The sequence below is a fragment of the Clostridium sp. CAG:265 genome, from assembly GCF_000436575.1.
Classification (GTDB): Bacteria; Bacillota; Clostridia; order Clostridiales; family Clostridiaceae; genus Clostridium; species Clostridium lentum.
In genome coordinates this window covers 1-18,825 of sequence record NZ_FR886579.1, presented here as the reverse complement: position 1 = coordinate 18,825, position 18,825 = coordinate 1, and the positions used below count along the sequence as shown (strand labels likewise).

The following is an 18,825-nucleotide window of genomic DNA, read 5'->3' as shown; positions in this document are numbered from 1 at the left end:
ATACAAAAAAAGGAGACGTAAAAATGGAAAAGGTGGAAATACTTGCACCAGCAGGTACCATGGAAAGTTTGGTTGCAGCAATAAATAAAGGCGCTGATGCAGTATATTTAGGAGGAAATAAATTTTCGGCAAGAGCATATGCATCTAACTTCGATAATGACAATATGTTAAAAGCTGTTGATTATGCTCATAGCTATGATGTGAAAATATACGTAACATTAAACACAATTTTAAAAGAAAATGAAATTGAAGAAGCAGTAAGATATGTAGGATATCTATATGAAATTGGTGTTGATGCCTTAATTATTCAAGATTTAGGTTTATTAAAAAGAATTAAAGAAGAGTTCCCATTGATGGAAGTGCATGCATCTACTCAAATGACTATACATAATGGTGAAGCAGCAGTATATTTTAAAGATAAGGGGTTTCACAGAATAGTATTATCACGTGAGATGACATTAGAGGAAATAAAGTATATATCTAAGGATTTAGCTATTGAAACAGAAATGTTTGTTCATGGAGCTATTTGTGTGGCATATTCAGGACAATGCTTAATGAGTTCTATGATTGGTGGAAGAAGTGGAAATAGAGGAAGATGTGCTCAGCCATGTAGAATGGAATATACTTTAAAAGGGGAACACAGTGGGGAAACAAAAGGACATTTATTAAGTCCTAAAGATATGTGTACTATTGAAGATGTAGAAGACATTGTAGATACAGGAGTATACTCTTTAAAGATAGAAGGTAGAATGAAGAGAGCTGAATATGTTGCTGGAGTGGTAGATAACTATAAAAAGGCCGTAGATAAAGTATTATATAATAATAAATATGATGATCAAGCTGGAAAGAGGCAACTTTTACAATTATTTAATAGAAGTGGATTCACTAATGCATATTTAAAGAAAAATACTGGTAAAGATATGATGAGTTTTAATTCACCCAAAAACTCAGGAATATCACTGGGAGTAGTTGATAAAAATGGTGATATAGTAATAAAAGAAGATTTAAATGTAGGTGATGGTATCAGATATAGAGATAAAGGATTTACATTAAGTAAGATACTATATAAAGGTAATGAAGTAAAGAGTGCTAAAAGAGGTGATAAAGTAAAACTTTATCCAATTGATTATAAAAAAGGTGATGAACTATTTAAGAGTCTTAATAAACAATTATTTGATGAACTTGAAGAATACTTAAAGCCATACACTAAAAAGATTGCTTTAAATGCTATAGTAGATTTTTCTGTAGATAAACCTGTAACTATCAGAATAAATTATAAAGGAAATTTTTATGAAGTACAGGGAGAAGTAGTTCAAAAAGCAGAAAAGAGACCATTAGATCAGGAAAGAATTAAAGAAGCTTTAAAGAAATCAGGGGATGTTGCTTTTAAAATTGAAAATATAGAATTTGAAAACTTTGAAGATGGATTTATGAGAGTTTCTGACTTAAATAATTTAAGAAGAGATATAATTGAGAAAATAACAAAAGAAGTATGTAGAAAACATAGAAGAAAGAGACCAGCTAAAGGAGAGAAGCATAAACCATCTTATGAAAAGACAAAAGTTGACGTTATTTGTAGCTGTATAACAAAAGAGCAAGTTGAAGCATTAGTAGAAATGAAGTGTCAAAATATAGCTGTAGATTTATTTAGCAGGGAAAAAAATTCCATTAAGAAGAAAGATTTAATTGAACTAGCTGAAAAATATAGAGATATTAATTTTTATCTTAAGACTTCTACAATTGTTAAAGGAGAATTTAAGAAGGTGGTTAAGACTATTGAGGAAGTTTCTTCTTATATCAAGGGTATTATAACATCTAATGTTGGTATAATAAGTGAGTTTAAAGATAAATTGTACATCATTGGTGATTATAAATTAAATATAGTTAACTCACAATCTTTAGCTTTCTATCAGGAAGATGTGGATGTTCCTACTTTAAGTTTAGAACTTAATAGAGTAGAAATCAAAAATCTAATGAAGAATGCTAATGGAAACGCTGGAGTGGTTGTGTATGGTAAGCCAGAGCTTATGATTAGTGAATACTGTCCAATTGGAAGTACATTTGGTGGAAGAACTAAGGATAGCGGATGTAATGGAATATGCTCAAAAGATAAGTTCAAATTAATAGATAGAGTAAATGAAGAGCTTAGGGTAATGACAGATTTATATTGTAGAAGTTATATTTTAAATCCAGTACCTTTAAATATAATTGATGAAATTGAAGAGTTAAAAGGATTTGGTATAACTACTTTCAGATTTGATTTTAGAGATGAAACATATAAAGAAGTTAAGAATGTAATATCAATATTAAAAAATGGTGATGATTTTGATAGTAAAGAATATACTAAAGGACATTATAGAAGAGGAGTAGAATAAAATTTATATGGTTATAATAGCAATTGTAGTTTTACTTGCAGTTTTTATTTATGGAATATTAGAAATGAATAAAAGTAGCAAAAAAATAAGTAAAGACAAAATTAGAGAATTAACCACTGCAGAGAAAAATGCTGCAGTGGGCATAGTAAAGAGTTATTGGAGAGTATCAATGATTTTATTAGCAATAATAATTGGATTTATCGTTATTATGATTTCACAGATTATTGGTAAAACAGTTATATATAGTAATGCAGTAAGCGTTATAACAATGGTATATTCTTTGATAGCTTATGTTATTATTACAATTAATAAGAAAAAAATGGAAAATGAATTTAATAAAATTATGAAATAGCAAGAGGGAGAGAGTGATGAAAGAAAGAACTCTAAGAATTTTAGAATTTAATAAAATTAAAGATAAAGTTGAAAAATATGCAATTACCTCAAGCGGAAAAGAAATGGTACATTCTCTAAAACCTTGTAAATCAATTTATGAGGTTGAAAAGAAACTTGAAGAAACAAATGAGGCATTGGAATTATTAATTACTAAAGGTGCACCTCCTTTTGAAGGATTATATGATACGAGAGAGGCCATTGAAAGAGCAGGAAAGGGAGGAGTTCTTACACCTGAGCAATTATTAAAGATTGGTGGTATGCTTAGAGTTTCACGCAGGTTTAAAGAATACATGAATAGGAAAGATGATGAAATTGCATATAAGAACTTAGAGGATTTAGCTTATATATTAACTCCTGTAAAATCTCTTGAAAATGATATTGAAACAGCAATAATATCTGAGGAAGAAATAAGTGATAAGGCAAGTGCCACACTTTATAATATAAGACGAAGCTTAAAAGAGAAAAATTCTTCTGTTAGAGAAAAGATAAATTCTATTGTAAGATCTAATTCTAAGTATTTACAAGATGCAATTTATACTATGAGAGGTGAAAGGTATGTACTTCCAGTTAAGGCTGAATATAAAGGTGCTGTTCAGGGACTTGTACATGACCAAAGTTCTACAGGAGCTACGTTGTTTATAGAACCACTGAGCCTTGTTAATCTAAATAATGAAATAAAAGAGTTAATGTTAAAAGAAAAAGCAGAAATTGAAAGAATTTTAACAGCATTGTCAGCAAAGGTTACAGAACATATAAATGAATGCGTAAATAATTCAAAGATATTAACAGAGCTAGATTTTATTTTTGCAAAAGGTAAATATGCTTCTGCTATAAATGCATTAAAGCCTAATGTTTCAAAGGATAGAAGTTTCGAAATATTTGGTGCTAAGCATCCACTGATCAATCCTAAGGAAGTAGTACCATCAGATGTATTTCTAGGTAGGGATTTTACCACATTAATGATTACAGGGCCTAATACAGGGGGAAAAACAGTAACATTAAAGACGGTAGGGCTTCTGCATTTAATGGCTTTAAGTGGCCTTTTAATTCCTGCAAAAGATGGATCTACCATAGGGTTTTTTAAAGAAATATACGCTGATATTGGTGATGAACAAAGTATAGAGCAATCATTATCAACTTTCTCATCTCATATGACTAATATAGTTTCTATATTAGAAAAGGCTGATAGAGATTCACTGATAATTATTGATGAGTTAGGTTCAGGAACAGATCCGGCTGAAGGAGCTGCTTTAGCAATTTCAATTATTGAAGAGCTAAAGAGTAGAGATTCAAGAGTTATGGTCACAACTCACTATAGTGAGTTAAAAGGATATGCTCTAAATACTGAAGGTGTGGAAAATGCATCAGTAGAATTTGATGTTGAAACATTAAGACCAACTTATAGACTACTTATAGGAATACCAGGAAAGTCTAATGCCTTTGAAATATCAAGACGATTAGGTTTAAATGATGATGTAATATTTAAAGCAAAGGAATATATGTCAAAGGATAATCTTCAATTTGAAGATCTTATAAGAGACTTACAAGAAAAAAGTATTATTGCTAATAATAATGCTCGAGAAGCAAGGATTTTAAAGGAACAGGCAGAAAAGTTAAAGATAGAATATGATCAAAAACTTGCTAAGATAAATAAAGTACGGGAAAAAGCTTATGAGGAAGCTAGGCAAGAAGCTAAAAATATCATAAGTAATGCTAAGGATGAAGCAGATGAAATTGTAAAAGCTATTCGAGAACTAGAAAGAATGGGTATAGCTGAAGGTGGAAGAAATAGACTTGAAGAAGAAAGAAAGAAGCTTAAGGATAGTCTTGAAGCTAAGGAAGCTGCACTAAGAATTGCTAGAGAAGAAAAAGGTGAGGCAATAACAAAGGTTACATTAGGTATGGAAGCTATGTTACCTTCTTTAAATCAAAGGGTAGTCATTATATCTATGCCTGATAATAAAGGTGAAGTTCAAGTTGAAGCAGGGATTATGAAGATAAATGTTAAGCTTAAGGACCTAAGAAAAGTTGATGATGTACCTGTTAAAAAGGAAAAGAAAAAGAGAGAACTTAAATTAAATACTAAATCTATTGAAAGTAGAATTGATTTAAGGGGAATGGATTCAGAAGAAGCTTGTTATAGAACAGACAAATATCTAGATGAAGCCTATATGTGTAATTTAGGTGAAGTTACAGTAGTACATGGAAAAGGTACTGGTGTTTTAAGAAAAGCAATTAACGATATGTTAAAAAGACACCCACATGTTAAATCATATAGACTTGGTGTATATGGCGAAGGTGGAGACGGAGTTACAATTGTTGAATTAAAATAATATAAATTATTTAAAAGGCCTCTCTACTATGCTATAATTATGCATAGTAGGGAGGTCTTAGCTATGTATTTGATAAGTGCATGTTTATGTGGAGTTAACTGTAAATATGATGGTGCAAACAATTATAATGAAAAATGCAATGAATTATTTATCAGTGGGAAAGCAATATTAATATGTCCAGAACAATTAGGGGGACTTACTACGCCAAGAGTGCCAAGTGAACTTCAGGCAAAGGCAAAAGATATTCTGGAAGGCAATGGTAAAATTGTTACCAAAGAAGGAATGGATGTCACAAAGCAATTTATTAAAGGGGCAAAGGAAGTGGTGGAAATTGCAAAAAAGCTTTCTATTTCAACAGCTATATTAAAAGAGAGAAGCCCGTCTTGTGGAGTTAATTTTGTATATGATGGAAGTTTTAATGGAAATAAAGTTAAAGGAAAAGGCATTACTGCCGAAATGCTAAATGAAATAGGAATTAAGACACTAAGTGAAAAAGATTTGGAGGTACAGGGTTTAAATGTTTGATTTTTTTAAGAAAAAAAAGAAAAAAGAAAATGTTAAAATAGATGAGCAATTGAAAGCAAAGGATATTTCTGAAGCAGAGAAATCTAGTGAAAATAGCGAAAAATATATGTATGATTTTAAGGTTGCAAATACAGATTTTTATGAAAGTATTTCAGAGAAGAGTGAACAAAATTCATATATTGAAGTAAAGGAAAAAAGCTATACAGAAGAAGAAATTCATAAAATAATTGTACAGCAAATTTTAAGAGTAATAGATAGTGGCCAAGACTTTAATTCTATGCAAAGCGCTGCAGAAGAGGCTTGTAAAATTATCGGTAAAGAACATATTCAACTGATAAGCACATATATAAAAGATAAAGTATCAAAACCTACATATATGAAAGGAAAATTTGATGAATTAGGTCAATGGCCAATAGCTGTTGAAAATTCAGTATTATCGATTTTATATAGTTTTAAAGAAGATGGTGTAGATGAGTTACTAAAAATTGTTGATAATGGAGGTAACTCTTGTTTAAAAGCAATTAATTTATTATGTAAACTTGCAGGTAAAGGAATAGAAATAGAAAAGATAGTTGATTCATTAATTTATTTAATGAAGTCATTTAATGAAGAAGATAAGTATAAAGTTTTAGGATATTTTTCACAAATTAAGGGTTATGGAAAAATAGAGAGACTATATGAATTATATTATAAAAAGTTTATTTTAGAAGGTAATTTAGATGCTGCTTATGATATAATATTAAACTTAATAAATATTAGAGAAAGATACACAAGAGAACAGCTTATATTTATAAAGGCACTAGCATTATTTGATAGTGAATTAGATATGGAGATGATTTTAAAGGGTGAAAATGGAAGAGTTAGCTTTGAAAATATTGATGAGAAACTAAGAATTAAAGCAGCTATAAGTTTCTATTCACTAAACAAAATGGATAGTGAAATAAATGATAGATTATATTATTTAAAAAATAACTCTTTAGATTCTGAACTTAGAGCTTTTTTAAGTGAAACATTAGAATAATAATAAAGGATTAAGTGAAATGAATCACTTAATCCTTTATTATTTTATTCAACAGTAACTGATTTAGCTAAATTTCTTGGTTTATCAACATCACAACCTTTAAGTTTTGCAATATAGTAGGATAATAATTGAAGAGGTATTACACTTAAGAGAGGAGTTAATAAATCAATAGTCTTTGGAATATATATGACATCATCTGTGATGTTTTTTGCAGATTCATCACCATCATTAACAATGGCAAGAATATTACCACCTCTAGTGGTTACTTCTTTTACATTACTAATCATTTTATCTTTTAATCTTTCTTGAGTTAATAAGGTAATAACAGAAGTACCCTTTTCAATTAAGGCAATTGGTCCATGTTTAAGTTCGCCACCAGCATATGCTTCAGAATTAATATAAGAAATTTCTTTAAGCTTTAAGGAGCCTTCAAGAGCTACAGCGAAATCTAATCCACGTCCTAGGAAAAACAAATCTTTTTGATTAAAATGATAAGATGCATATTTTTGAATATTATCTTTATTTTTTAATAATTCATTAATCTTATTAGGAATAGCTATAAGTTCCTTCTTAATGGATTCTATTTCTGATGAAGCTAAAGTTCCTTTCACTTCTGCAAAGTGTAATGCTAATATATAGAATGCTACTAGCTGAGTTATATAAGCTTTGGTAGAAGCCACAGCAATTTCAGGCCCAGCTAAGGTGTAAAATACATCATCAGCTTCTCTTGCAACAGAAGAACCTACTACATTTGTAATGGCAAGAACTTTGGCTCCTTGTTTTTTAGATACTCTAAGAACGGCTAAAGTATCAGCTGTTTCGCCAGATTGAGATACTACAATTACTAAAGTTTTATCTGTAATTATAGGCTCTCTATATCTAAATTCTGAGGCAATATCAGTTTCAACAGATATATTTGCAAGTTTTTCTATAGCGTATTTACCTACAAGGCCAGCATGATAGGCTGTTCCGCAAGCAACAATATATATTTTATCAAATTTATCTAAGTCATTTTTTGTAAATTTAATGTTATCAAAAGAAATCTCTTTATTTAAGATAATTTTACCAGCTAAAGTATCTCTGACAGCTTTTGGTTGTTCATGAATTTCTTTTAGCATGAAATCTTCATAACCACCTTTTTCAGCAGCATCAACATTCCATGTTACATGGAAAATTTCTTTTTTGATAATTTCTTTGTTTCTAGTACGTATATCGACACCATCTTTTGTTAATATTACAAATTCATTGTCATTTAGTAAATATACATCTTTAGTATGACTTAAAACAGCAGGAATATCTGAGGCTATAAAGTATTCATTCTGTCCAATGCCTACGATTAAAGGACTATCCTTCTTTACAGCTATAAGTTTATCAGGTTCATTCTTACTTATAACTCCAATGGCAAAACTTCCTTCAAGTTTGGCTGTAGCTTTAATAACTGAATCTAATAAATCACCATTATAATAATAATCAATTAAATTTGGAATAACTTCAGTATCAGTTTCGGAATAAAAGTTATATCCTTTTAAAATTAACCATTCTCTTAGCTTTAAGTAGTTTTCGATGATACCATTATGAACTACGCTAAAAGTTATCTTTTCGTTAGAATGAGGATGAGCATTTACATCAGAAGGCTCACCATGAGTAGCCCATCTTGTATGTCCAATTCCAACTGTTCCTTTAATAGGATTAGCATTTAAACTTTGGGCTAAATTAAGTAATCTTCCTTTAAATTTACGAACTTCAATTTTATCATTTAAGATTGCTACTCCAGCAGAGTCGTAGCCTCTATATTCTAATTTATTAAGTCCTTCTAATAGTATATCAGATGCTTGGTTATATCCTATATAGCCAACAATTCCACACATATTATTCTTCCTTTCAAAAATATATTTTAGCTTTGGGAAAATAAGGTGCATTCACTTCTAAATATTGTATAATGAATTATTTTAACATTATCTAAAAAATAAATCTACTTTATTAATATAAGTATATAAATAATATATTGATATTGATACAAGGTAATACAAGATAACCTAAAATATTGATGATATTTTAGGTTATCTATATTCAAATATTTAAAATTTTTATATTTTCTACAGTAGGATCTTCAGTACCTTGAACATAGAGATTTGCTTTCTTTAAATCGTTAACATAATCTATTATGTGGGAGGTAATGATTTCACCAGGGCAAAGTAGCGGAATTCCAGGGGGATATGCAAGTAAGAATTCGCCAGAAATTTTTCCAAGACTTTCGGAAAGTGGTACTGATTTTTTATCAGCATAAAATGCTTCACGAGGGTTAATAATTTTGGTAGGAATAGGGGGAATATCTAAGAAATCAGCAATAGGTTTGTTTACCCCATAGTATTCTTTGGATATTTCTTTTAAAGCTGTAAGTAATCTATCCATACCTTCTTTTGTATCACCAAAAGAACCAACAGCAAGCACATTATAAAAATCAGATAGTTCCATCTGAATAGCATATTTTTCATAAAGTATCATATCTAGTTGAAATCCAGTGATTCCCAAATTCCTACAACAAATAGTTATTTTAGTAGGATCAAAGGCAAATGAACCGGGTTTTCCAAGAATTTCTTTGCCAAAACAATAGAATCCTGGTATTTTATTAATTTCATTTCTAGTATAGTTAGCTAATTCAATGGCTTTATTTAATAAATTTTCACCATGTAATGCTATTTGCCTACGAGCGCAATCTAAAGATGCCATGAGGATATAGCTAGGAGAAGTAGTTTGTAAAAGATTAAGATTTCTTTGTACTCTATTAGGATTTATAAATTTGCTTTTTATATGTATTAATGATGCTTGAGTAAGAGAACCAATAATCTTATGAGTGCTTTGTGAACAAATATCTGCACCAGCTTCTAAGGCTGACATAGGCAATTTTCTTGAAAATGCTAAATGAGGTCCATGGGCTTCATCAACAATTAAAGGGATATGGTAGCTATGAACTATTTCAGCAATTTTTTTAATGTCTGTGGCTACTCCATAATATGTTGGATTAATTAAAAGCAATGCTTTTGCATCTGGATTATCTTTTAAAGTTTTTTCAACAGTTTTTGGTGATACACCATGGGCTATCCCTAATTTTTTATCTAATTCAGGTTGCATGAAGATTGGAATAGCACCACTTAAGATAATGCCACTGGTAACTGATTTATGAACATTTCTTGGAACTATTATTTTGTCACCATCAGATACCACTGACATGATCATAGCTTGTATTGCGCCAGATGTTCCATGAATTGAAAAGAATGAAGCATCAGCACCATAAGCATCAGCTGTAAGTATTTGGGCTTTTTTTATTGGTCCTGTTGGATGATGGAGGCTATCTACTAATTTAAAGACTGTTACATCAATTTTAAATGGATTTTCCCCAATGAAATTTTTAAATTCTTCATCTATACCAACGCCTTTTTTATGTCCAGGTACATGAAAAGGTAATGTATCTCTATTTACATACTCCATCAATGCATTAAATAAGGGAGTTTCATTTTGATCAAAGTTATACAAAAAATACACCTTCTTTCAAGTTATTGACAAATTTTTCTTAGAATGAAAATATAGATACTTTATAAAGATAGTATATGCAGAATTGTAACTTTACTACATGTTATTTTAATCAAATGCTGGTATAAAAAATAATAATGCATAAAAATAATTAAAATTGAGAATAATTACTTAAGAAAGTAATTAAGGAGGTATATATCGTGTCAGTAATCGAATTAAATAAACGAGATGGCAGTGTTGCTAAAAGTGCGAAAAAATGTCGTAAGAGAGGCAAAATACCAGGAATATTATATGGAAAGAATATTAATAACTTTATGTTTGAAATTGGAGAAATGGATTTAGTTGACGAAATTACTGCCAATGGTCAATATGGGGTTATGAATGTCAATTATAATGGCAAAGAACATAAAGCATTAATAAAAGAGATGCAGAGAGATCCTGCAACAAATAAAATAATACACTTAGATTTAGAAGAGGTATCTGCTGGAGAAAAAGTTATATCTACGGTACCAATTCATTATATTGGAGAAGAATATATAAATAAAAAAGGGATTGTTTTACAAAAAGAAAAGGATAGTGTTAAAGTTGAAGGAAATGTAGATTCTTTACCTAAATATTTAAATATCAATATTGGTACTGGTACAGTAGGCGATGTTTATAAATTTGGAGATTTGGAAATAGGCTCTGAAATTTCAATAGTGGATGATTTAAATTCAGTTATTGCGTCAGTAATTTATGAAAGAAAGAGAGTGGCTGATGATATGGAAATGGCAGTTGAAGAGAATGAAAGTTAAAATATCTTTTTAAAATATAAATTTTAAAGAATAAAATATTGATTTTTATTAAGCTACAAGTAATAATATACATGTAGCTTTTTTTTTTATATGATTAAAAATATTTTATAGTATAAGATGTAAGTTTAATGACTTAATTTAGGAGGTATGAGTATGATATACAAAGAGAAATTTAATGAGTGGTTAAATTCAGCAGTTGTAGCTGAAGAAGTTAAAGAAGAATTAAGGTCAATCAAGGATGAAAAAGAATTAGAAGACAGATTTTACAAAGATTTAGATTTTGGAACAGGCGGACTTAGAGGAGTTATAGGTTTTGGGTCTAATAGAATGAATGTATATACAGTATCAAAAGCAACTCAAGGTTTTGCTAATTATTTAAATAAAAGTTTTGAAGAGCCATCTGTGGCCATTGCATATGATTCAAGAAATATGTCAAAGGAATTTGCTGAAGCAGCTGCTTTAACTTTATGCAGCAATGGAGTAAAGGTATTCTTATATGAAAGCTTAAGACCTACACCAATGTTATCTTTTGCAGTTAGACATTTAAATTGTAATGGTGGTATTATGGTAACTGCTTCACATAATCCTAAAATATACAATGGTTACAAGGTTTATGATGAATTTGGTGGACAAGTAACAGATGAAAAAGCAACTATAATAATAAATGAAGTAAATAATATAAAATCTTTTGATGAAATCAAGACTATATCAAAAGAAGAAGCTATAAGGGATAATCTTTTAACTTATGTAGGTGAAGAAGTTGATAAAGCTTACTTAGAACAAGTAAAATCTTTAACAATAAGAAGAGAATTAGTAGAAAAAAATGCTAAGGATTTAAAAGTGATTTATACACCGATTCATGGTACTGGAAATATTCCAGTAAGAAGAGTATTAAAGGAATTAGGTTATGAACAAGTTCAAGTTGTTAAAGAACAAGAGTTACCAGATGGAAATTTCCCAACAGCACCATATCCAAATCCAGAAGATCCACAAGTTTTTGAAATAGCATTAGATATGGCAAAAACTTCAAATCCAGATATAATATTTGGTACAGATCCTGACTGTGATAGAATTGGAGTTGTAGTAAAAGATAGCGAAGGAAATTACAGAGTATTAAATGGAAATCAAACTGGATTATTATTAACTGAATATATTTTATCATCATTAAAGGAAGAAAATAAGCTTCCTGAAAATGGTGTTGTAATTAAAACTATAGTTACAACAGAAGGAGCTAGAGCTATAGCTACACATTATGGAATAGAAATAATGGATGTTCTTACTGGATTCAAATATATTGGAGAAAAAATAAGAGAATTCCAAGAAGCTGGAGATAGAAAATACTTGTTTGGCTTTGAAGAAAGCTATGGGTACCTAGCAGGAGAATTTGTAAGAGATAAAGATGCAGTAATAGCTTCAATGCTTATTGCTGAAATGACTTTATTCTATAAACAACAAGGAAAGAGCTTATATGATGGATTAATAGATTTATATAATAAATATGGATTCTTTAAAGAAGGTCTTGTTTCAATAGATTTAAAAGGTAAGGAAGGACAAGAAAAGATTGCTAAATGTATCGATGAATTAAGAAATTCTTCATTACCAGAAGTAAACGGAGTTAAAATTGCTACTAAGCTTGATTATAAATTAAGCAAAGAAGAAAATTTAATTACTGGAACTGAAAGCGTAATTAACTTACCAAAATCAAATGTATTAAAATATATACTTGAAAATGGTTCTTCATTTGTTGTTAGACCTTCAGGTACAGAACCAAAAATGAAAATATACATTGCAGTTAAAGGCTCAAGTTTAGAAGATGCACAGAAGCAATTAGAAGTATTTAAAGGTAAAGTAATGGATATAGTTAACGAAAAATTAGCATAATTAATTTTAATAAAAGCTACTGATTTTTTTCAGTAGTTTTTTTGTTGTATTAATTCATAAATATATCGCTTTTATTTGAAAGTTTTTCTATAATAATGTATTATGTAATGAGATAATTTGCAAAGGAGTGTTAATAATGGATTATAGGTCGCAAATTAAAGAAAAAATGGGGAAATTGCTATTCTTAGAAATGAATATTGAAGGTTTTAAGGAAAGCATAAACATTCCAAAATATGTAAAATTCAAAAACAAGGATTTATATCTTCCAATAAGTACAGAATATATAAGTTCTAATATTGAAAATGAAATAAAGATTAAAAATCTTCCAATATATTATTTTATAGAAGGCATGTTCATAGCTTTTGGTTGTGATGAAAATTTAAGGTTTAATGACGATTATGAACTTATATTAGATTATATAAAAGATACTGAAAATTGTATAAGATCTTTAATATCCAAGAATGTTAATGAAGAAAAATATTTAGAGGCTTATATTTTACTTAAGGGTTATTATTATTACTCAAAAGATAATGAAGTGCTTAAGAAGCTACTTTTAGTTGGAGAAAATATTAGAGAAAAGGATAAAGAATTTGGTGAAGTATTATTAGATGATATAGAGTATTGTGAAAAAAATAAAATAAAAATAAATGATTATCATTTATATAAAGCACTTATTTTAAAGGATAATGGTGAATTTGAGAAATCTAAAATAGAATTAAACGAGTATATTAACAAAGGCGGTAATATCACTGAGGAAATAAAAGTTTTAACAAAGGATATTGATAATATTACCAAGTATGAGAAAGCTATTGAGATGCTAAATGAAGTCCCTGAAAAAAGCCTTCAGTCATTATTAGAATTGGTAGAAGAATTCGATAGCAATCCACTTATTTATTATTATATAGGTGTTGCTTTTAGGAGATTGCAAAAATTTGAAGAAGCAATTCATTACTTAAGAGAAAGTATAAAGATTGAAAGTGGAATACTGGAAGTGGTAGTAGAGCTAGGATTAAACTATGCTTGCTTAGGAGAATATGAAGAAGCACTTATATACTTTAAAAAGGCTTTTGAAGCTTCAAGAGATGTTGAAATCTGTACAAATATTATTATGTGCTACATAAACTTAAAAGATATGAAGAATGCAAAATTACATCTTGCTATAGCAAAGGAATTAAATTCTGAGGATGAAATTGTAAAAGAAATAGAAAATTTAATAAGTAAATAAAGGATGAGAAATATGAAGAGGAATATGAAGGAAAATTATATTTCTATCTTAAGATATAGGATATATTCATTAAGTAAAAAGGAATGTCTAAATGAGATTTTTAAAAGAAAAAAGGTCCATATCATATCAGGAAATCCAGAAGTATTATATAGAGGGCTAGATGATAAAGTTTTATTTAATAATTTTATTAGTGATGATGCATTAATTATTCCGGATGGAGTAGGCACACAAATTGCTGCCAAGATGCTTAAAACACCTGTTAGCGAAAAAATTGCAGGAATAGAGATTATGAAGGAAATAATAACTAAATGTGAAGAAGCTGGTGATTCTATATATCTTGTAGGTGCAGAAGAAGAAACATTAAAGACATGTGTTGAAAATTTAAAGAAAGATCATCCAAAACTTATTATTGCAGGATATAAAAATGGCTTTTTTGATTTAGACAACTGTGATGAGTTATTGGCAGATATAAAGAGAAAAAAACCTAAAGTGTTATTTGTAGCAATGGGATGCCCAAGGCAAGAAAAATTTATTATTAAATATTTTAACGAGCTTCCTGTGGAAATATTTATGGGTGTTGGAGGAAGTTTTGATGTTATAGCTGATAAAGTAAAAAGGGCTCCAAGATGGATGATTAATGTTGGTTGTGAATGGGCATACAGAGTAGCTAAAGAACCGTGGAGAATAAAAAGATTAGGAAGTATTCCAAAATTCCTTTTGAAAGTAGCTAGTAGCCGAGGTAATCAGGATGAAAAGTAAAAAAATATTTAAAGCAACATTTTTAGTAATGGTAATTACCATTGTCAGTAGATTTTTAGGGCTTATAAGAGATTCGCTAGTAGCGTATTATTTTGGTGCTAGTGCTATAACTGATGCATATAAAGCAGCGGTTATGGTGCCTGAAACATTATTTACCATAATAGGACTCGGTGTTTCAACTGTCTTTATTCCTATGCTTAGTAAAATAAGATATAGGGATAGTAAAAAAAAGATGTTTGAGTTTGCCAATAATGTAATTGGTATTCTCGTAATTTTATCCTTAAGTATATTTATTTTAGGAAATATATTTACAGAAAATATAGTAAATATAATTGCACCGGGATTTTCAAGGGAAAATATGGAGTTGGCAATTAATCTAACAAGGATAAGTCTTATAAATCTTCTTTTTATGTCAATCAATGTTTGTTTTTTATCTATACTGCAAGTATGTGAAGATTTTGTAATACCATCAATCTTAGGAATGTTCTTCAATGCACCAATAATACTATACTTAATAATATTTAAAGATGTGAATATCTTAGGTGTTACTATTGCCAATGTTATTGGAAACATATTAAGAGTGGTAGTACAAATACCATCCCTTTATAGACAAGGATACAATATTAAATTTAGGTTTAAAATTAATGATAATGATATAAAGAGAATGTTTATATTATTAGTTCCAGTAATAATTGGTGCTGGTGCAAACTCTATAAATATGGTGGTGGATACTAATATTGGTTCAACTTTAGGTGTTGGAATAATGTCTAATCTTGAATATGGACAAAAGATTATATCTTTTATTAATACAGCAATTACAACTTCAATTGTATCTGTTATGTATCCATTAATGGCTAATAAATTAAATGAAAAAGATAATAAAGAATTTTTACAATATCTAGTTAAAAGTATTGTTGTTATTGCATTTATTTTAATGCCAGTTACAGCAGGAATAATGATTTTAAATAAAGATGTAGTTACAATTATTTTTGCAAGAAATCAATTTGATGCTACTGCTGTAAGATTGACATCTTTAGCTATATTAGGATATTCATTTTCAATTCCATTTACAGGTATAAGAGATATATTAAATTCATCACTATTTGCCATGGAAAAAACAAAAACTACCGCTTTTAATGGAATAATAGGTGTTGCAACAAATATTATTTTGAATATATATTTATCTAAAAGGTATGGAATAATAGGTGTTGCGTTGGCTTCATCTATTTCATCAGTGATAATAGCGTTGCTTTTATTTAGGGCAATAGTGAAATATACAGGACAAATTGATTTAAAGATTTTATTAGTAAAGTTAGCTAAAATCACATTAACAACAATTATGATGTTTTTAGCTCTTTTAGTATTTAATTATTTAACAGGAATTACAGGAGTAATTAAAATAATTATTGATGCAATAGTTGGAGCAGCATTATATGTGATAATTTCAATTGTGCTAAGGATAGAAGAACTTAATGAAGTACTAAGTATGTTAAAAAACAAAGTGGCAAAAGGGGAGAGATAATATATGAAAATTTTATTTATAGCTTGTTATTCTCCATTAATAAATAATTCTGCATCTATAGAAACACTACAGTATCTTAATAATTTAGTTAATGAAGGTAACGATATACATTTGCTTACAGTAGATTTTCCAAAGAACTCAATATATTATGATGAATATATTTTAAGCATGCTTAATCCGAAGGTTAAGATTCATAAAGTATCTGGTGGAAAGATATTTGAAAAAATAATGCCTAAGAAAGGTAATAATGGAGTAAATTCTAATAATAATTCTAGCAAATCAGCTTTAAAAGAATTATTAAAGAAAGGTAAAAAAATTATTGCCATACCTGATATGTATTTAAATTGGGCTAGAAAAGCTTCTAAAGTAGGTCTTGAATTAATGGATAAGGAAAGGTTTGATGTAATATTTTCAATGCATGAACCTCCTTCAAGTCATATATGCGCAATGTATATAAAAAAGGAAAATAAGGGTGTTCCGTGGATTACATATTGGAGTGACCCTTGGTTAAAGGATTCTACTAGAGAAAATATGGGATATATAAGACGAAAAATAGAAGGAGGATTTGAAAAAGATATTATAAATCTTGCTGATAGACATATTTTTGTTACTAAATCAAATCGTGATGATTATCTTAATAGTTATAATATACCGAAGGAAAAGACTTTCATTTTAACAAGAGGGTATGATGAAAAAGCATATGAAAAGATAAAAAGCACTGTGCCAGCAGAAAAGATAAATAAAGATAAAATAAACTTTATTTATGCTGGAGAAATTTTCTCAAAGCTTAGAAATACAAATCCTTTTGTCGAGGCATTAAAGATACTTGAGAAAAGAGATCCAGAAAGTTTTAAGAAATTAAATGTTTTATTCTTTGGTAATATTGACAATGAAGGTATGAAAAAAAATTTAGTTGATGTAACAGTTGTGGATGTTTCACCAAGGATACCTTACGACAAAGCGATATCTTATATGCTTAATGGTGATGTGCTAATGATTTTTGGTAATAAGAACTCAAGACAAATCCCTGCTAAGATTTATGATTATTTTGGAGCAGATGGAATAATATTTGTTATTTTAGGCGATGAAAATGATCCTATATTAGATGTGGTAAGAGATAAAGAAAAATGCATTGTTGTAAATAATAATCCAGAAGAAATTGTAGGTGGTATATATAAAATTTTTAATCATTTGGATAATGAAGATAAATTCCATCCGCTTAAGGAATATAAGTGGGAAAATATTTCAGGTAAACTTAATGATATATTAAAGGGGTAAAAGAATATGCATATTATGTTCATACCATCATGGTATTCCAATGTTAGAAATAAGGTTCATGGAAGCTTTTTTAAAGAACAAGCTTTAGAGTTACAAAAAGCTGGTGTTAAAGTAACAGTAGCATACAATGAAGTGTGGCCACTTACTATGCTGGGAAAAATTCATGAAGAAAAAGGTCTTAAGTATAATGTTGAAGATGGATTAAAGACATATAGATATAAAAATTATAACTATATTCCTAAGAATCCTTTAATGTTTAAAGTGTTTAACAAAAGGATGGAAAAATTATATAAAGAAATAGTGAAAAAAGAAGGAGTTATAGATATAATTCATGCTCAGTCTTCTCTATGGGGAGGAATAAGTGCTGCTTATATAGCAGAAAAATATAATATACCTTTAGTTATTACTGAACATTCCTCTGTAGAGAGAGGACCATATGTAAAGAAAAGCTATATACCATTTATTTGTGATTCTTATAAGAAAGCTCAAAAAGTGATAACTGTAGGTAATGGCTTAAAAAATGAAATAGAATCTTTAAGTGGAAGACAGGATATAGAAGTCATAGGAAATTTAGTGGATCTATCAAAATTTACTATTAAAAAAAGAATTAAAAATGAAAAGTTTATTTTCTTTTCACTGGCATTTTTAGAAGGTGAAAAAGGATTTGATACATTAATAAAGTCTTTTGCAAAGAAGTTTAAAGATAAAGAAGCAGTATTATATATAGGCGGGGATGGCAGTCAAAGATCTTGGTTAGAAGCTTTGACTGTGGAGAATGGTGTTAAAGATCAAATAATCTTTTTAGGAGCTCTTTCAAGAGATGATGTTTCAAAATGGATGAATAAATGTGACTGTTTTGTATTACCTTCTAGATATGAAACATTTGGTGTAGTGTATATTGAAGCTCTTGCCAGTGGAAGACCGGTTATAGGGGCTTTAAATGGTGGAGCAGAAGATATTATAAATAATCTTAATGGATATCTTATTCCAATAGATGATATAGATATATTGGCAGAAAAAATGATAGAAGTTTATGATAATATTGAAAGTTATGATGAAGAAGAAATAAGGATTGACTGCTTAAAAAGATTTAGTCCTAAGGTTATAGTAAATAAGATAATTTCTGTGTATAAAGAAGTTTTAAAAGATAGTGTAAAGTTTCGTATGAAAAAATAGCATAGGGCTAAT

At 29.0% G+C, this 18,825-nt stretch carries 14 protein-coding genes; 12 read left to right on the top strand and 2 right to left on the bottom strand.

The window, feature by feature from the left end:
* The first annotated feature begins 23 nt into the window (after nt 1-23).
* The 5 genes from Q5O29_RS00865 to Q5O29_RS00845 all read left to right on the top strand — a co-directional run bounded on the left by Q5O29_RS00865 (nt 24) and on the right by Q5O29_RS00845 (nt 6,647).
* Complete coding sequence (locus tag Q5O29_RS00865; RefSeq protein WP_022211139.1) at nt 24-2,375, top strand: DUF3656 domain-containing protein; 2,352 nt, start codon at nt 24-26, stop codon at nt 2,373-2,375.
* A gap of 7 nt (nt 2,376-2,382) precedes the next feature.
* Complete coding sequence (locus Q5O29_RS00860; RefSeq protein WP_022211138.1) at nt 2,383-2,727, top strand: hypothetical protein; 345 nt, start codon at nt 2,383-2,385, stop codon at nt 2,725-2,727.
* Between the two features lie 16 nt (nt 2,728-2,743).
* Nucleotides 2,744-5,101 carry an endonuclease MutS2 gene (locus tag Q5O29_RS00855; RefSeq protein ID WP_022211137.1) on the top strand — a complete coding sequence of 786 codons (2,358 nt, stop codon included), beginning with the start codon at nt 2,744-2,746 and terminating at the stop codon, nt 5,099-5,101.
* 63 nt (nt 5,102-5,164) lie between these two features.
* Complete coding sequence (locus tag Q5O29_RS00850; RefSeq protein WP_022211136.1) at nt 5,165-5,626, top strand: DUF523 domain-containing protein; 462 nt, start codon at nt 5,165-5,167, stop codon at nt 5,624-5,626.
* The gene (locus Q5O29_RS00845; RefSeq protein WP_022211135.1) at nt 5,619-6,647 is read left to right on the top strand and encodes a hypothetical protein; all 1,029 of its coding nucleotides are present in this window, start codon (nt 5,619-5,621) and stop codon (nt 6,645-6,647) included. Before Q5O29_RS00850 ends, Q5O29_RS00845 begins: the two co-directional genes overlap by 8 nt.
* A 44-nt stretch (nt 6,648-6,691) precedes the next feature.
* Here the strand turns inward: Q5O29_RS00845 and glmS are convergent, their stop codons facing one another.
* A complete protein-coding gene (gene glmS / locus Q5O29_RS00840) occupies nt 6,692-8,515 on the bottom strand; it encodes a glutamine--fructose-6-phosphate transaminase (isomerizing) (RefSeq protein ID WP_022211134.1) in 1,824 nt (607 codons plus the stop codon).
* 202 nt (nt 8,516-8,717) lie between these two features.
* On the bottom strand, nt 8,718-10,181 hold the full coding sequence (locus Q5O29_RS00835; RefSeq protein ID WP_022211133.1) for an aminotransferase class I/II-fold pyridoxal phosphate-dependent enzyme: 1,464 nt from the start codon (nt 10,179-10,181) through the stop codon (nt 8,718-8,720).
* 197 nt (nt 10,182-10,378) lie between these two features.
* Here Q5O29_RS00835 and Q5O29_RS00830 point away from each other — a divergent pair, with 197 nt between their 5' ends.
* The 7 genes from Q5O29_RS00830 (at nt 10,379) to Q5O29_RS00800 (ending at nt 18,813) form a co-directional block, all read left to right on the top strand.
* Entirely contained in the window at nt 10,379-10,972 is a 594-nt protein-coding gene (locus Q5O29_RS00830; protein WP_022211132.1) for a 50S ribosomal protein L25, read from the top strand.
* A 153-nt stretch (nt 10,973-11,125) separates the two neighbouring features.
* Nucleotides 11,126-12,853 (top strand): phospho-sugar mutase, encoded by a 1,728-nt coding sequence (locus tag Q5O29_RS00825; protein WP_022211131.1) that lies wholly within the window; start codon nt 11,126-11,128, stop codon nt 12,851-12,853.
* A gap of 136 nt (nt 12,854-12,989) precedes the next feature.
* Nucleotides 12,990-14,078: a M48 family metallopeptidase gene (locus Q5O29_RS00820; protein WP_022211130.1), complete on the top strand. Its 1,089-nt coding sequence runs from the start codon at nt 12,990-12,992 to the stop codon at nt 14,076-14,078.
* 12 nt (nt 14,079-14,090) lie between these two features.
* Nucleotides 14,091-14,837 carry a WecB/TagA/CpsF family glycosyltransferase gene (locus Q5O29_RS00815; protein WP_022211129.1) on the top strand — a complete coding sequence of 249 codons (747 nt, stop codon included), beginning with the start codon at nt 14,091-14,093 and terminating at the stop codon, nt 14,835-14,837.
* The gene (murJ, locus tag Q5O29_RS00810; RefSeq protein WP_022211128.1) at nt 14,827-16,359 is read left to right on the top strand and encodes a murein biosynthesis integral membrane protein MurJ; all 1,533 of its coding nucleotides are present in this window, start codon (nt 14,827-14,829) and stop codon (nt 16,357-16,359) included. The genes Q5O29_RS00815 and murJ overlap by 11 nt, the downstream gene beginning before the upstream one ends.
* A gap of 3 nt (nt 16,360-16,362) precedes the next feature.
* Nucleotides 16,363-17,637, top strand: a complete 1,275-nt coding sequence (locus tag Q5O29_RS00805) for a glycosyltransferase (protein ID WP_022211127.1) — start codon at nt 16,363-16,365, stop codon at nt 17,635-17,637.
* A 6-nt stretch (nt 17,638-17,643) separates the two neighbouring features.
* On the top strand, nt 17,644-18,813 hold the full coding sequence (locus Q5O29_RS00800) for a glycosyltransferase (RefSeq protein ID WP_022211126.1): 1,170 nt from the start codon (nt 17,644-17,646) through the stop codon (nt 18,811-18,813).
* The last annotated feature ends 12 nt before the right edge of the window (nt 18,814-18,825 follow it).

What these genes read in the sequence shown, in the direction of transcription:
- Q5O29_RS00865 (WP_022211139.1), top strand. Translation starts at nt 24, where the DNA reads ATGGAAAAGGTGGAAATACTTGCACCAGCAGGTACCATGGAAAGTTTG.
- Q5O29_RS00845 (WP_022211135.1), top strand. Translation starts at nt 5,619, where the DNA reads ATGTTTGATTTTTTTAAGAAAAAAAAGAAAAAAGAAAATGTTAAAATA.
- Q5O29_RS00805 (WP_022211127.1), top strand. Translation starts at nt 16,363, where the DNA reads ATGAAAATTTTATTTATAGCTTGTTATTCTCCATTAATAAATAATTCT.
- Q5O29_RS00820 (WP_022211130.1), top strand. Translation starts at nt 12,990, where the DNA reads ATGGATTATAGGTCGCAAATTAAAGAAAAAATGGGGAAATTGCTATTC.
- Q5O29_RS00855 (WP_022211137.1), top strand. Translation starts at nt 2,744, where the DNA reads ATGAAAGAAAGAACTCTAAGAATTTTAGAATTTAATAAAATTAAAGAT.
- Q5O29_RS00815 (WP_022211129.1), top strand. Translation starts at nt 14,091, where the DNA reads ATGAAGAGGAATATGAAGGAAAATTATATTTCTATCTTAAGATATAGG.
- Q5O29_RS00860 (WP_022211138.1), top strand. Translation starts at nt 2,383, where the DNA reads ATGGTTATAATAGCAATTGTAGTTTTACTTGCAGTTTTTATTTATGGA.
- Q5O29_RS00800 (WP_022211126.1), top strand. Translation starts at nt 17,644, where the DNA reads ATGCATATTATGTTCATACCATCATGGTATTCCAATGTTAGAAATAAG.
- murJ (WP_022211128.1), top strand. Translation starts at nt 14,827, where the DNA reads ATGAAAAGTAAAAAAATATTTAAAGCAACATTTTTAGTAATGGTAATT.
- Q5O29_RS00850 (WP_022211136.1), top strand. Translation starts at nt 5,165, where the DNA reads ATGTATTTGATAAGTGCATGTTTATGTGGAGTTAACTGTAAATATGAT.
- glmS (WP_022211134.1), bottom strand. Translation starts at nt 8,515, where the DNA reads ATGTGTGGAATTGTTGGCTATATAGGATATAACCAAGCATCTGATATA.
- Q5O29_RS00825 (WP_022211131.1), top strand. Translation starts at nt 11,126, where the DNA reads ATGATATACAAAGAGAAATTTAATGAGTGGTTAAATTCAGCAGTTGTA.